13 protein-coding genes are annotated in these 12,996 nt (G+C 63.1%); 9 read left to right on the forward strand and 4 right to left on the reverse strand.

What is annotated here, in order from left to right; translation table 11 throughout:
* Positions 1–3 precede the first annotated feature (3 nt).
* Positions 4–1,311: a TRAP transporter large permease gene (locus FIU91_RS00105; RefSeq protein WP_152460936.1), complete on the reverse strand. Its 1,308-nt coding sequence runs from the start codon at positions 1,309–1,311 to the stop codon at positions 4–6.
* A complete protein-coding gene (locus FIU91_RS00110; protein WP_152460937.1) occupies positions 1,308–1,820 on the reverse strand; it encodes a TRAP transporter small permease subunit in 513 nt (170 codons plus the stop codon). Before FIU91_RS00110 ends, FIU91_RS00105 begins: the two co-directional genes overlap by 4 nt.
* 129 nt (positions 1,821–1,949) lie before the next feature.
* Between FIU91_RS00110 and FIU91_RS00115 the strand changes: the two genes are divergently transcribed.
* From FIU91_RS00115 to FIU91_RS00125, 3 genes are all read left to right on the forward strand, one after another.
* Positions 1,950–2,831 carry a LysR family transcriptional regulator gene (locus tag FIU91_RS00115; RefSeq protein WP_152460938.1) on the forward strand — a complete coding sequence of 294 codons (882 nt, stop codon included), beginning with the start codon at positions 1,950–1,952 and terminating at the stop codon, positions 2,829–2,831.
* Between the two features lie 70 nt (positions 2,832–2,901).
* Positions 2,902–3,744, forward strand: a complete 843-nt coding sequence (locus FIU91_RS00120) for a carboxylesterase (protein WP_152460939.1) — start codon at positions 2,902–2,904, stop codon at positions 3,742–3,744.
* A complete protein-coding gene (locus FIU91_RS00125) occupies positions 3,741–3,926 on the forward strand; it encodes a hypothetical protein (protein ID WP_152460940.1) in 186 nt (61 codons plus the stop codon). Before FIU91_RS00120 ends, FIU91_RS00125 begins: the two co-directional genes overlap by 4 nt.
* Before the next feature lie 481 nt (positions 3,927–4,407).
* On the opposite strand, the gene FIU91_RS00130 is transcribed toward FIU91_RS00125, so the two are convergent.
* A complete protein-coding gene (locus tag FIU91_RS00130; RefSeq protein ID WP_152460941.1) occupies positions 4,408–4,914 on the reverse strand; it encodes a MarR family winged helix-turn-helix transcriptional regulator in 507 nt (168 codons plus the stop codon).
* Between the two features lie 126 nt (positions 4,915–5,040).
* Here FIU91_RS00130 and FIU91_RS00135 point away from each other — a divergent pair, with 126 nt between their 5' ends.
* The 6 genes from FIU91_RS00135 to FIU91_RS00160 all read left to right on the forward strand — a co-directional run bounded on the left by FIU91_RS00135 (position 5,041) and on the right by FIU91_RS00160 (position 11,355).
* Positions 5,041–5,991 (forward strand): MBL fold metallo-hydrolase, encoded by a 951-nt coding sequence (locus tag FIU91_RS00135; RefSeq protein ID WP_152460942.1) that lies wholly within the window; start codon positions 5,041–5,043, stop codon positions 5,989–5,991.
* Between the two features lie 22 nt (positions 5,992–6,013).
* Positions 6,014–7,615 carry an FAD-dependent oxidoreductase gene (locus tag FIU91_RS00140; protein ID WP_152460943.1) on the forward strand — a complete coding sequence of 534 codons (1,602 nt, stop codon included), beginning with the start codon at positions 6,014–6,016 and terminating at the stop codon, positions 7,613–7,615.
* A gap of 3 nt (positions 7,616–7,618) precedes the next feature.
* Positions 7,619–7,828, forward strand: a complete 210-nt coding sequence (locus tag FIU91_RS00145; protein WP_152460944.1) for a DUF2783 domain-containing protein — start codon at positions 7,619–7,621, stop codon at positions 7,826–7,828.
* Complete coding sequence (gene hmgA / locus FIU91_RS00150) at positions 7,825–9,171, forward strand: homogentisate 1,2-dioxygenase (RefSeq protein ID WP_152460945.1); 1,347 nt, start codon at positions 7,825–7,827, stop codon at positions 9,169–9,171. Before FIU91_RS00145 ends, hmgA begins: the two co-directional genes overlap by 4 nt.
* A 204-nt stretch (positions 9,172–9,375) precedes the next feature.
* Positions 9,376–10,623: a fumarylacetoacetase gene (gene fahA / locus FIU91_RS00155; RefSeq protein WP_152463599.1), complete on the forward strand. Its 1,248-nt coding sequence runs from the start codon at positions 9,376–9,378 to the stop codon at positions 10,621–10,623.
* A 171-nt stretch (positions 10,624–10,794) separates the two neighbouring features.
* Positions 10,795–11,355 (forward strand): response regulator transcription factor, encoded by a 561-nt coding sequence (locus FIU91_RS00160; RefSeq protein WP_152460946.1) that lies wholly within the window; start codon positions 10,795–10,797, stop codon positions 11,353–11,355.
* Positions 11,356–11,391: 36 nt separating this feature from the next.
* Here FIU91_RS00160 and FIU91_RS00165 read toward each other — a convergent pair whose 3' ends face one another.
* The gene (locus FIU91_RS00165) at positions 11,392–12,831 is read right to left on the reverse strand and encodes an alpha/beta fold hydrolase (RefSeq protein ID WP_152460947.1); all 1,440 of its coding nucleotides are present in this window, start codon (positions 12,829–12,831) and stop codon (positions 11,392–11,394) included.
* Between the last annotated feature and the right edge of the window lie 165 nt (positions 12,832–12,996).

A 12,996-nucleotide genomic window follows, 5' to 3' on the forward strand; every position in this document is an offset into this window, starting at 1 on the left:
GCCTCACTGCATCAGCGATGGCAGGAACAGGCTGATGGCCGGGAAGGCGATCAGCAGCAGCAGGGTCACGATGTCCATTGCAATGAACCAGGATGTGCCCGAGATGATGTCACGCAGCTTGACCTCTCCCGAGAGGGCGCTGTGCAGAACATAGAGGTTCAGGCCGACCGGCGGCGTCACCAGTCCGATCTCGAGAAGCTTGATGCAGATGATGCCGAACCAGATGAGGTTCACATCCGCCGCCTCGAGCACCGGCAGTAGCACCGGCAAGGTCAATAGGATCAGGCCGATCGAGTCGATGACCATGCCGAGAACAATGAAGAGCATCGCGATCATGAGGATGATGACGATCTGGTTGTCCGAAACCGCCAGCATCGCGTCAGCGAGGTATCCAGGTACACCGGAGAGGCCCATGTATCGGGTAAACATGACCGCGCCGATGGAAAGGAAAAAGATCGATGAGGTGGCCAGGGTCGTCTGTCGGATCGCAGTCTTGAGCGCATCCAACGTCAGCGATCCACGCAGGAGCGCGACGCAAAGGGCGAGGAAAGCCCCTACTGCGCCGGCCTCAGTCGGAGTAAAGAAGCCGCCGAAAATACCACCCAGAACGCCCAGCACAAGAACCGGAAACGGCCAGACCGACAACACGAGCCGTCCCAATTCGGCGCGGTCGACACGGCGGCGGACGGGCGGCGCCAGATCAGGCTGCAGCGCAGAGCGTGTCGTGATCATCGCCATGTAGACAAAAGCAGACAGGACGCCCGGAATGAGCCCCGCGACGAACAATTGCCCGATCGATTGCTCGGTGAAGATTCCGTAGAGCACCATGAGGATCGATGGCGGGATCAGTGACCCGAGCGTTCCCGACGCCGCGACCACCCCGGTCGCGAGAGAGGGGTGGTATTTCGCCCGCAACATTTCAGGGACGGCGATGCGCGCCATGGCGGCCGTTGTCGCGATCGAAGACCCCGAGGCCGCCGCGAACAGCCCGCAGGCTCCGACACTGGCCGAGGCAAGTCCGCCCGGTACGCGCGACAGAAGCACGCGAAGAAGGTCGAACGCGCCCGCCGTAAGCCCGGTATTCGCAGCAACGAACCCCATGAAAAGGAACATCGGGATCGCCGTGAGCGACCAGTCCCCGATTAGGTTGAAGGGCATCGCGCTGACGATGCCGAGTGCCGCTTGGAGGTTCAGCATCACGGTGATGCCGACGAACGAGACGATCATGAGCGCTGCCCCGATGGACATCCGCATCGCCAACAGGGCGAAGAGGACGCCAACGCCAGTCCAGCCGATTTCCAGGTTGGTCATGATGCGCCTCGCGTGTGCACCGTGCGCGCAGTAGTTCCGCCGCGAATGGCAAGCATAGCGCGTAGGAGCGAGGCCAAGGCAGCCAGCCCGAATCCAAGAGGCAGAACCATGCGCGCGGGCCAAACCACCACTTCGCGACTCCCCATCACTACCTCGCCAACACGGATGGCGCGCAGGGCGTCGAGCCCGGTGCGCCATGCCATCACCGACAGGATCATCGCGGCTCCGCATCCGGTCAGCACCAGCAGGATCCGCTGTGCCGGTTGCGGAAAGCGATCGAACAACAGGTCGACGGAAATCTGTTCGTCTTGCATTTCGACAAAGGCCATCGGCAGCATGACGAGCGCGATCATGTAATAGTAAGAGGAGATCTCGACAGTGCCCTGAATGGGCGTGTTCCAGAGAAGTTTCGACACTACATCCGCCACGATGGTGAGCATCATGAGAACGACGCCAACGCCGCCGAGCAGCATGAGCGCCGCGGTTATGCGCTGGAACAATCCGAGCATGTCTCCTCCCGCAGACAACGCGACCCTGTCGCATCAACAGTCAGCCTTCCGGATGGACGCCGTGTTGACAAATAGTGTTTCATGATCGCTTGATCGCGAACTGTTATCGCTTTGATCATGGATTGAGACATGAAGCCATCGCGCCTTGACGTAAGGCATCTCCGATATGCGATCGCGGTTGCGGATGCCGGCGGCTTCCGCCGTGCGTCCGAAGCTTTGAACGTTGCACAGCCCGCCATCTCGAAGAGCGTGAAAGATGCCGAGACCGATCTTGGCTTCGCGATCTTCGAGCGTTTCGGAACCGGGGTTGGTGTCACCGATGCGGGCCGAACCTTCCTCGAAGATGCGCGGCTGGCTGTAGCGCAGTTCGAACGCGCGATACGTGCCTCACGGCGGAACGCCGAGGGTGCGCGGGGACACATCATCGTCGGCTATTCTGCGCTCGCCACCGCTCCCCAGATATCAGAGGGGTTGGATGCGTTCCATGCGGCGGCGCCGGGCGTCCAGGTCGAGATGCATGTCATGTCGACAGATAACATCCTGAAATCCCTTCGAAGCGGCACCATCGACGTGGGTTTCCTGCTGTCCCATCCAACGGCGCAGAACCCGGCAATTCAGCAGGTGCCGGTCTGGCGGTCGCGGATTGGCGTGGTGGCACCGCACGGGGCGCTTCCGACATCGCTCGAGGCCCTCGCCGAGGCCGAGCTTATCCTGGGCGTGCGAGAGAATTGGCGATCCTGGCGGCTCTTGCTGGACGAGGCTTTCGTCCGCGCAGGGATAATGCCTCACGTGATCGAAGAGGTCTGGGACATCCAGGTCATTCTTCAACGTGTTGCCGAGGGCAGGGGGTTTACGCTTCTTCCCATGAGTTCGGCGGACAGCTTTCCGGCAAGTCTGGGTGCCCGGCAAGTGGAGGATTTTTGCGAGGAGGTCACCATTGCCATGGCGTGGGGCGCAAAGGCCGACACAGGCCTGCTGCACGCCTTTCGACGGCACTTTCTGCCGAGGTGATATAGTTTCGCTATCAGGTGATCGCGCAAGTCTATTTGTCTCTTGTGGCGCCTCCAGGCCAGATAAGGACATGACCAAGATCGAGCGATCCCGTTTCGAGGAGCCAGACGCGCAAGCCTTCCTCTTCGAGGGCAGCACGCTCGGTGTTCTTTTCCTGCATGGCTTCACCAGCACGCCCCAAAGCGTCAGGACCGTCGCGCGCCGCCTGCATGACGTCACTAACGCCACAGTGCTCGGGCCGTTGCTTTCGGGGCATGGGACGACCCCGGAAGATCTTGCGCGCACCGGGCATCTCGACTGGGTCCGCTCAGCGGAACTCGCGCTGGAGGACCTGCTCGCTCGTTGCGATCGCGTGATCATCGGCGGGCTGTCTCTCGGCGCGACGATCGCGCTGAATATCGCTGCGCGCAGACCCGACGAAATCGATGGTGTGTTCAGCATTAACGGCTCGACTGGGCTCTACCGGCCCGAAGTCGTCGCACCACTTTACGCTGAGGGCGGGCCGGATTTTGTCCCGGGTATCGGCAGCGACATCGCAAGACACGGCGTGCGCGAGATTTGCTACGACCGCATCCCGCGCGGCACCCTACAACACCGGTTTCTATTGACCAACGCGACCGGCGCGCTGCTGCCGCTTTTGCGCGCGCGCCTTCTGATAGTGCAGTCGCGAACAGACAACGTGGTAGCCCCGGCAAACGCCACGCATATCGCGAGTTCGGCAGGTTCCAACGATATCCGGATGGTCTGGCTGTCGCGGTCCTTGCATGTTGCGACGCTCGATCACGATGACGGCGTGATCGCGCAAGTCCTGTCGCAGTTCGTCACTCATGAGAACACGGAAAATGATCAACCTATGGTTGGCTGTGGAGTGCTTGGCTGCGACGTTGACCCCGTCAGGGGCCGACCCCGATGAGGTCGGTCCTTTTCGCGTTCGGCGCTGAACCGGCATTGCCACTGCCGACCCATGCCGAAAACCCGATCGACCGGATCCGGCCGGACGCCCCGGAGCGGGCCGCCAATGGCAGCTATCCGGTGGGTGTCGTAACGCACGCCCATCGCGCCGGCGTCGTCGCTGCGCAGGGGAACGAGGGCTAAATCCCCAGCACCGACCGAAAGTTGACCTCCGAAGTCTGTTATCTTGCCGCCGACGGCACTGCGGGTGGCACCACCTACGAGACCGTGCTGCACGATGGCGAAACGCCGGTGCGGCTCTCGGGGCGCGCGGCATAAACAGAATCCCGAGCGAGCCAGGCCTTCCGTTCCCAGTCAGGCCTTCGAGTTCCAAATCATCTGACGACGGACAGTCGAACTGCTGATGCCGTGCCTGCGGCCGACGTCGGCGCTCTTCGCGCCCGCTTCCTACTCCCGCAGGATCGCGATGATCTGTTATTCGCTGAAGCCCGTTCTCTTCATATTCGCGTCCTCTCGTTGGGCCGGACTCTATTATCAGATGGAGGGAAAATCGGGGGGTCACAGCAGCGCGTCTTCTCAATCCTGACTTGCCGTTTGAAATCTGGGCCGGTCAAAGCGGGAGTTTCCTTCCAAGCTCTTGACGGGAAGCGATCCGATGAGCGGTTCAGGCGCCTCGGCGTGTTCCGTCGTCCAGGCCCTCGAGGTCCATTCGCGAGCGCGGCCTGGCATCCGGGTCGTCGTCGAGCACGCCGTGCCATTGTTCCATCACGCGGAAGACGGTCGCGAGGTCTTCGGGGGCGATCGCGTCCAGAAGCCGCCGCTCGACGGCATGGGCCTTGGGAACGATATCGGCAAATATGCCGCGGCCCTTCTCCGTCAGGGAGATAGCCACCAGCCGGCCATCGAGGTCGACCGGGGCTTTGCTGACCAAGCCCTGCGCCTCGAGGCGGCTGACGGCGCGGCTCACGCGCGGCTTATCGAGGTTCACGCAGCCATGGATCTCGCGCACCGACACCGCGCCGCAGCGGGACAGATGCGCCAAGACCCGCCACTCGGCGACCGAAAGATCATGACTGCGCCCGTATTCGAACGAAAGCCGGCGGCTGACCCGCTCGGACAGAACGGCGAGGCGATAAGGCAGGAAGGTCGACAGGTGGAAGTCCGTCGGCATACTTGGTCCCAAATTCGTTGCAGACGCAACAATATTGACTTTAGCCATGGGTGCAACGATAACCGTATCGTTGCAATCGAAACGAGTTCAGCAAGAGTGCAATGACGCTCAGGAAGGAGCTGCGATATGGCCAAGGCATTCGCATCCCAGGGGGACATGACGGAGAAGAAGACCTCCTTTACCGAGATCGGCGAGGGGCTTTACGCGTTCACCGCCGAGGGCGATCCCAATTCCGGCGTCATCATCGGCGACGACAGCGTGATGATTGTCGAGGCGCAGGCCACCCCGCGTCTCGCGAACAAGGTCATCGACTGCGTCCGCAGCGTGACGGACAAACCCATTAGCCACGTGGTGCTGACCCATTATCACGCTGTGCGAGTGCTGGGGGCTTCTGCCTTCGGGGCGGGCCAGATCATCATGTCGGACACCGCCCGCGCCATGGTGGTCGAGCGAGGACAGGAAGACTGGGACAGCGAGTTCCAGCGCTTTCCGCGCCTTTTCGAAGGGCATGAAAGCATCCCCGGCCTGACTTGGCCGACCACGACCTTCAGCGACGAGATGACCGTGTACCTTGGTAACCGCAAGGTCGAGATCAAGCAGATTGGCCGTGCCCACACCGCCGGTGACGCGGTGATCTGGGTGCCCGATGCGCAGACAATGTTTACCGGCGATATCGTCGAATACCACTCCGCCTGCTATTGCGGTGACGGGCATTACGAGGATTGGGGCGGCACGCTCGACAACGTGAAGGCCTATGACCCGCAGTTCATCGCGCCGGGCCGCGGCGACGCGCTGGTTGGGCGCGAGATGGTGGATGCCGCGCTCGAGAACACTCGCGATTTCGTCGAAAGCACCTATCGCCCGGTCAAGCAGGTCGCCGCGAAAGGCGGCAGCCTCAAGGACGCGTGGGACGCCGTGCGCGAGGCCTGCGATCCGAAGTTCAAGGATTACGCCATCTACGAACACTGCCTGCCGTTCAACGTGGCCCGCGCCTATGACGAGGCGCGCGGCATCGACACGCCACGGATCTGGACCGCCGAACGCGACATCGCGATGTGGGAACAGCTACAGTCCTGACGGTCGACTGGGGAGGAGGCCAATGACATTGCAAGACCGCTATCCGCTGGCGTTCCGGCTCTACCCCTATGCCCGGTCGCCCGATCAGGACGCCGAGGCGCCCGTCCGGCACCCGGTGGTCATCGTGGGCGCGGGTCCGGTGGGGCTCTCGCTTGCTCTCGATCTTGGGCTGCGCGGCACGCCGGTCGTCGTGCTCGACGATCACGAAGGCGTCGGCCTCGGCTCGCGAGCGCTGTGTTTTGCCAAGCGGACGCTCGAAATCATGGACCGGCTTGGCGCCGGCCGGGACATGGTGGGCAAAGGGATTGTCTGGCAGAAGGGCCGTGTCTTCCGCGACCGCGACGAGATCTTCGACTTCGATCTGCTGCCCGAGGCGGGGCATGAATACCCGGCCTTCATCAACCTTCAGCAGCCGCATTTCGAGCGGTTCACGATGGAGGCGATCGCGCGAGCGCAGGCAGGCGGAGCGCCGATCGAGGTCAGGGGCAAGAACCGCGTCGATGCCGTGACCGTCACCGAGGACGGCGCGACGATCGACCTGATGACGCCCGACGGCCCCTACCGGATCGCCGCCGATTACCTGATCGCCTGCGACGGCGCCCGTTCGCCGGTGCGCTCGATGCTCGGCCTAGGCTTCGAGGGCCGCGTCTTCGAGGACAACTTCCTCATCGCCGACGTGAAGATGACGGCCGACTTCCCGACTGAACGCTGGTTCTGGTTCGAGCCGTGGTTCAAGTCGGGCGACAGCGCGCTTCTGCACAAGCAGCCCGACGATATCTGGCGCATCGACTTCCAGCTGGGCTGGGACATCGACCGCGAAAAGGAACTCAAGCCCGAGAACATCCGCGCCCGCGTCGACAAGATGCTGGGCCATTCCGACTATGAACTGGACTGGTGCTCGATCTACACGTTCCAGTGTCGGCGGATGGAGCGGTTCCGGCATGGCCGCGTTCTTTTCGCCGGCGACAGCGCGCACCAGGTCTCGCCCTTCGGGGCGCGGGGCGCGAATTCGGGCGTGCAGGACGCCGACAACCTCGGCTGGAAGCTGGCGGCGGTGCTGGCTGGTGCGCCCGATGCGCTGCTCGACAGCTACGATGCCGAGCGGGTGATGGCGGCCGACGAGAACATCCTCAACTCGTCCCGTTCGACCGATTTCCTGACGCCGAAGACGGAGGTCTCCCGCCTGTTCCGGAACGCCGTCCTCGACCTTGCGCCGCACCACGCCTTCGCCCGGCCACTGATCAATTCGGGGCGCCTCAGCCTGCCGTGTATCTACGACGGCTCGCCGCTCAACACCGCCGATGCGCTCGACGGACCGGCGGGCAGCCGTCCCGGCGCGCCTTGCCCGGACGCACCCTTTGGCGATGGCTTCCTGCTCCAGTCGCTCGGCGGCGGTTTCACCTTGCTGGCCATCGGCTGCGACGCGCCCGACAGCCTCGAGGAGACCGGGGCGAAGGCCACCCGCCTGTCTGTCGAGCGGACAGCCGAAATCCGGGATCGTTATCTCGGATCGGCGTCCGCGGCGCTTTATCTGATCCGGCCTGACCAGCACGTCGCAGGGCGCTGGCCGGAATTCGACGAAACAGCACTCCGCGCCGCGATGCGCCGCGCCATGGGATACTGACAGATGCTGAACGACACCCCGAACATCCCAGACCCCGACGGGTTCTACGCGGAGCTTCTAGGCACCCATGAGGGTCTTACGCCCGAGGAAAGCCACGCTCTCAATGCGCGGCTGATCCTCATCCTCGCCAATCACATTGGCGACCGCGAGACGCTTTCGGCCGCGCTCGAAGCCGCCCGCACATCGGGCCAGACCACAGGAGAAGCATCATGACCAAGTTCGAATCCGGCGTCACGATCCAAGCTGACGGTGGCACGACGACGCCCGGCTACATGCCCGGCTTCGGCAACGATTTCGAAACGGAGGCGCTGCCCGGCGCTTTGCCCCAAGCCATGAACTCTCCGCAGAAATGCGAATACGGTCTTTATGGTGAGCAGCTTTCCGGCACCGCTTTTACCGATGTGCGCCCCGAGCGAACGTGGTGCTATCGTATCCGCCCTTCGGTCAAGCACTCGTCCCGCTATACGCGCATCGACCTGCCCTATTGGAAGACCGCGCCGCATGTGCCGGAGAGCGTCACCAGCCTTGGGCAGTACCGCTGGGATCCGGTGCCGCATGAGGACGGGCTGACCTGGCTGACGGGCATGCGAACCATGACCACCGCCGGCGACGTGAACACGCAGATTGGCATGGCGGCGCATGTGTATCTCGTCACCGAGAGCATGACCGACAGCTACTTCTACTCCGCCGACAGCGAATTGCTGGTCGTGCCGCAGGAAGGCCGCCTGCGCTTTGCGACCGAGCTCGGCATCATCGACGTCGCGCCGCAGGAGATCGCCATCCTGCCGCGCGGCCTCGTCTACCGGGTCGAGGTGCTGGACGGCCCCTGCCGCGGCTTCGTCTGCGAGAATTACGGCCAGAAGTTCGAGCTGCCCGGCCGAGGGCCGATCGGCGCGAACTGCATGGCCAATCCGCGCGACTTCAAGGCGCCGGTGGCCGCCTTCGAGGACCGCGAGGTGCCCTCGACCCTGACCATCAAGTGGTGCGGCCAGTTCCACGAGACCCACATCGGGCACTCGCCCCTCGACGTTGTGGCGTGGCACGGCAATTACGCGCCCATGAAATATGACCTCAAGACATATTGCCCGGTCGGCGCGATCCTCTTCGACCATCCCGATCCTTCGATCTTCACCGTGCTGACAGCGCCCTCGGCGGTGCCAGGGACGGCCAACATCGACTTCGTGCTGTTCCGCGAGCGCTGGATGGTAGCCGAGAACACCTTTCGCCCGCCGTGGTACCACAAGAACGTCATGTCCGAGCTGATGGGCAACATCTACGGCCAGTATGATGCCAAGCCGCAGGGCTTTGTCCCCGGCGGCATGTCACTGCACAACATGATGCTGCCGCACGGGCCGGACCGCGAAGCCTTCGAGAAGGCGTCGAACGCCAATCTCGGGCCGGACAAGCTCGACAACACCATGTCCTTCATGTTCGAAACGCGCTTCCCGCAGCACCTGACCGAGTTCGCGGGCAAGGAGGCGCCGCTGCAGGACGATTACATCGACTGTTGGGACAGTCTTGAAAAGAAGTTCGACGGCACTCCTGGCCGGAAATGAAGCTCTACGGATACCGGCGGTCCGTCACGTCCAGGCGTGTGCGGATTGCCTGGGAACGAAGTCGATGATCGTCCGTCCATCGGCACCGCTGTCGCTGCCGAAAGGGCCGATCGTTATATTGAGCGCAATTCCGAAGCCGCTGAATTTCTCGACTTGCCGGTCTTCGATGCGACCCGAACACGACGCCAACTGGAAGGCACCGACATGACCGATCTGCTCCGCTCCTGGGTCGAAAGCGCCAACACACCTGAAACCGACTTCCCGCTGAACAACCTGCCCTACGGCGTCTTTTCGAGCGGCGAAGGCACCATGCCGCGCTGCGGGGTCGCAATCGGCGAGAAGATCTTCGATCTCTGCGCCGCCGAGGGCGACGACCTCGTGACGCCTGCCGGTCATCCGGTCTTCGACGTGCCCTTCTGGAACGACTTCATGGAGCTTGGTCCCGAGGCCTGGGGAGAGTTGCGCGCCCGGCTGACCGAGCTCTTGGCGGAGGGCGCCGAACCTTTGCCCGGCTATTTGGTCGATCAGGCAGCCGTGCAGATGCACATGCCGTTCAGGGTGTCGGAATACACCGATTTCTATGCCAGCCGAAACCACGCCTTCAACGTCGGCTCTATGTTCCGCGGGCCCGAGAACGCGCTGCCGCCGAACTGGCTGCATATCCCGATCGGCTACAATGGCCGGGCCTCATCCGTCGTGGTCTCTGGCACTCCGATCATCCGGCCGCATGGCCAGCTGAAAGGTCCGGACGACGACGCGCCACGCTTCGCCGCGTCGCAGCGTTTCGACATCGAGCTGGAGATGGGCGCCATTGTCGGCCAGCCGTCGGAAGGTCCGATCTCGGTCGAACAGGCCTTCGAGAACATCTTCGGCTACGTTCTTCTCAACGATTGGTCCGCCCGCGACATCCAGGCCTGGGAATACCAGCCGCTGGGGCCGTTCCAGTCCAAGGCGACCGCCACCACGATTTCGCCCTGGATCGTGACCGCCGCCGCGCTCGAGCCCTTTCGAACCTCCACCCCGGAGCGCGAACGGGAGCTTCTGCCCTACCTCGCCGAGCCAGCGCCAATGCTCTACGACATAGCGCTCGAGGTTGGCCTGACACCCGAGGGCGGGCGGGAAACGGTGCTCTCGCAAACGAACCTCAAAGAACTCTATTACTCTGCCGCGCAGCAACTGGCCCACCACACCAGCAGCGGTTGCCCGATGCGCGTCGGTGATTTGCTCGGCTCGGGCACGATCTCGGGTGCAGAGTCGCACGCGCGCGGCTCTCTGCTCGAGATGAGCTGGGGCGGCAAGGAGCCGGTCACGCTCGATACCGGCGAAACCCGATGCTTCATCGAGGACGGTGACACGCTGACGCTGCGCGGTGCCGCCCAGGGCAAAGGCTATCGCATCGGCTTTGGCGCCTGCATGGGTCAGATTCTGCCCGCCCGCGAGATCGGCGGCTGATAGCCGCATCCACGCATCCATCTCCGGCAGTGGTGAGGGCTTGGGCCGCGTGTGCGACTTGCTGACAATTCCGTGTTATATCGAGCTAATTCCGATCCGAAACTTGCACGACCGCGTAGCTTCCACACTCCAGAAGCTACGGAAGGCAGCGCAATTCGGTCGCTGAACACCATGGAAAATATCAATCAATCCGACGACATGACGGTCCTCATCGCCGACGATGACATTGAATTTTCGGAACGTCTTGGCCGGGCACTTGCCAGACGCGGCTTCGTGCCCACCGTGACGCAAAGCTGCTCGGACGCAAGGCGCATCGCTTCGGCCGAAAAACCTGCCTTCGCCGTCTGCGATCTGCGTCTGCAGGATGGAAGCGGTCTCGACATCGTCGAAGCTTTGAAGAAAGCGCGGCCTGATGCGCGATCGATCATTCTCACAGGGTACGGCGACACGCCGACAGTGGTTGCGGCGATCAAGCTCGGCGCATTCGACTACCTCGCCAAGCCCGCATCGGGAGATGAAATCGCTCATGCGCTGTTGGCAGACCCGGCGTCATCCAAGGGTCTGCCCGATACGATCGTCGAGCCCGAGCAGGCTCGGCTGACACATATCGCCCGGATCTTCGAGGAGGTGGACGGCAACGTCTCCGAAGCCGCGCGGCGACTTGGCATGCATCGGCGGACGCTTCAGCGCATCCTTCAGCGTGCGCGCGCCAAGGGCCACGCCAGTTTCTAACTCGCTGCGAACGCCGCTTGGGCCGAGAGCTTGGGATCAGGCGTTGAACAAGGGCGTCGAGGCCGCGATGGCCCAGGCAAGAACGATCCCGGACCCCAGACCGGCACCGTTGGGGCCTGACCGCTCTTCGACCCACCTCGCCATCGTGCCGTAAACTGCCCAGAACAGGACCAGCACGGGAAGCACGGTAAAGGTCAGGCCGAGCTCTGCCGGATGCACCGTCATCGCGAGCACCAGTGCCAATAAAAATGGCACGCGCAGCCCGATCCGCGCGAGCAAACCGCGCCCGCGGACCATGTGGCGATCCGCCAGTCCGAAGAGAAGCATTCCGGGCAGCAGAGAGAGGAAAAGGATCGCTCTCGGGCCGGTCGGAACGAATGCGGCACCATAGCGGTCGAGCGCCAGCGCGAAGGCGCCAAGTCCCCAGGCGACCATCACCAGCGCTCCACCAAGATCGCGCAGGGCCAAACGGAGATCGGCTTGCAGAAGCAGGAGCACCAAGACCCCCCAGCTTCCAAAGCTGAGCGCGAGCGCCCCGAACGCGGCCAATCCGTTCAGTGGCAGGCCCGTCATCGCCAGACCACTTGCAGGGACCGCTGATAAAGACGCCGCGATGATGGCAGGACGCAGATCCTGCGCTGTCTGCCTCCTGGCCTTGGGCAAGACGGATACGATCGGCTTGAAGAGAAGCGTGATCGACAGAAGCAACGCGAGAATCCACGGTCCCGTCGACTTGGCATCTGTCGCCCTTCCGAGCCACGCGGACACTTCGTTCAGCGTTCGTGTCGACCACAAGACGCCCACGTGCCCGACCCAAGGCGCAACGACAGCGCGTCGCGACACGCTCCCGTCCCGAGCGGTAAAGCCTTCTTCGGCACGGCCGACCTGAGCGACCGTTTCCAGTGCGACATCGCGCAACCGTCCCTCGAACATTCCCGACACGATCAACAGGCGTTCGGGATGCGACGAAGTGACTGCCTCGGAATACATCGAGATCGCGACAACAGCCTCGACCGAGGGATCTCGCTGCGCGGCGCGAACGATGACGTCGGTCGCCATCGAATGCCCGACAAGCGCGACCCGGTTCTGACCCGTCCGTGCCCTTGAGCGCTCCGTGACCTCGAGTGTCTGCCTGACGAGATCTTCGGTCGTTCCGGTCACGTTCCCGATTTCAGGCGAAAGCGCCTCCTCGTGGCGTCCGTGACCGATGTAGTCGAACGCGACCACCGAATGACCCTCCCTCGCCAATGTCAGGGAAATGGCGTCCATCATCTGGCGCGATCCTGCAAAGCCGTGGGATACGACGACAAGCATGTCGCTCGCGCCTGATGGCTCATATATCGTGGCGGGCGTGCGCCCGAGCATGACGTCTTCGGTCGCGACCGAGCGTCGCGCGCTCTCGAGTTGCAAGACCGACACGGCGCCAAGCGCGAGCGCGATAAGAGTGATCAGAACGGTCAGTCGAGAGGCGGTCATGCAGTCGTATCTGGTGTCAGACGCAACAAAGGCGATGGTTGCGGCTGTTTCTGAATGGTCCTTCTAGCAGCGCGGACTCGGGCGGATCGTCTGGAAGGCGCAGTGTCGCGCCTCTGCCGCTTGGGAAAACGTCGCCTCCAAAGGCTTGATGCCGGTTCTCGCGCG

Source organism: Roseivivax sp. THAF30, assembly GCF_009363575.1.
In the GTDB taxonomy this organism is placed as follows: Bacteria; Pseudomonadota; Alphaproteobacteria; order Rhodobacterales; family Rhodobacteraceae; genus Roseivivax; species Roseivivax halotolerans.

What these genes read in the sequence shown, in the direction of transcription:
- fahA (WP_152463599.1), top strand. Translation starts at nt 9,376, where the DNA reads ATGACCGATCTGCTCCGCTCCTGGGTCGAAAGCGCCAACACACCTGAA.
- FIU91_RS00135 (WP_152460942.1), top strand. Translation starts at nt 5,041, where the DNA reads ATGGCCAAGGCATTCGCATCCCAGGGGGACATGACGGAGAAGAAGACC.
- FIU91_RS00105 (WP_152460936.1), bottom strand. Translation starts at nt 1,311, where the DNA reads ATGACCAACCTGGAAATCGGCTGGACTGGCGTTGGCGTCCTCTTCGCC.
- FIU91_RS00120 (WP_152460939.1), top strand. Translation starts at nt 2,902, where the DNA reads ATGACCAAGATCGAGCGATCCCGTTTCGAGGAGCCAGACGCGCAAGCC.
- FIU91_RS00145 (WP_152460944.1), top strand. Translation starts at nt 7,619, where the DNA reads ATGCTGAACGACACCCCGAACATCCCAGACCCCGACGGGTTCTACGCG.
- FIU91_RS00115 (WP_152460938.1), top strand. Translation starts at nt 1,950, where the DNA reads ATGAAGCCATCGCGCCTTGACGTAAGGCATCTCCGATATGCGATCGCG.
- FIU91_RS00110 (WP_152460937.1), bottom strand. Translation starts at nt 1,820, where the DNA reads ATGCTCGGATTGTTCCAGCGCATAACCGCGGCGCTCATGCTGCTCGGC.
- FIU91_RS00165 (WP_152460947.1), bottom strand. Translation starts at nt 12,831, where the DNA reads ATGACCGCCTCTCGACTGACCGTTCTGATCACTCTTATCGCGCTCGCG.
- hmgA (WP_152460945.1), top strand. Translation starts at nt 7,825, where the DNA reads ATGACCAAGTTCGAATCCGGCGTCACGATCCAAGCTGACGGTGGCACG.
- FIU91_RS00130 (WP_152460941.1), bottom strand. Translation starts at nt 4,914, where the DNA reads ATGCCGACGGACTTCCACCTGTCGACCTTCCTGCCTTATCGCCTCGCC.
- FIU91_RS00160 (WP_152460946.1), top strand. Translation starts at nt 10,795, where the DNA reads ATGGAAAATATCAATCAATCCGACGACATGACGGTCCTCATCGCCGAC.
- FIU91_RS00140 (WP_152460943.1), top strand. Translation starts at nt 6,014, where the DNA reads ATGACATTGCAAGACCGCTATCCGCTGGCGTTCCGGCTCTACCCCTAT.
- FIU91_RS00125 (WP_152460940.1), top strand. Translation starts at nt 3,741, where the DNA reads ATGAGGTCGGTCCTTTTCGCGTTCGGCGCTGAACCGGCATTGCCACTG.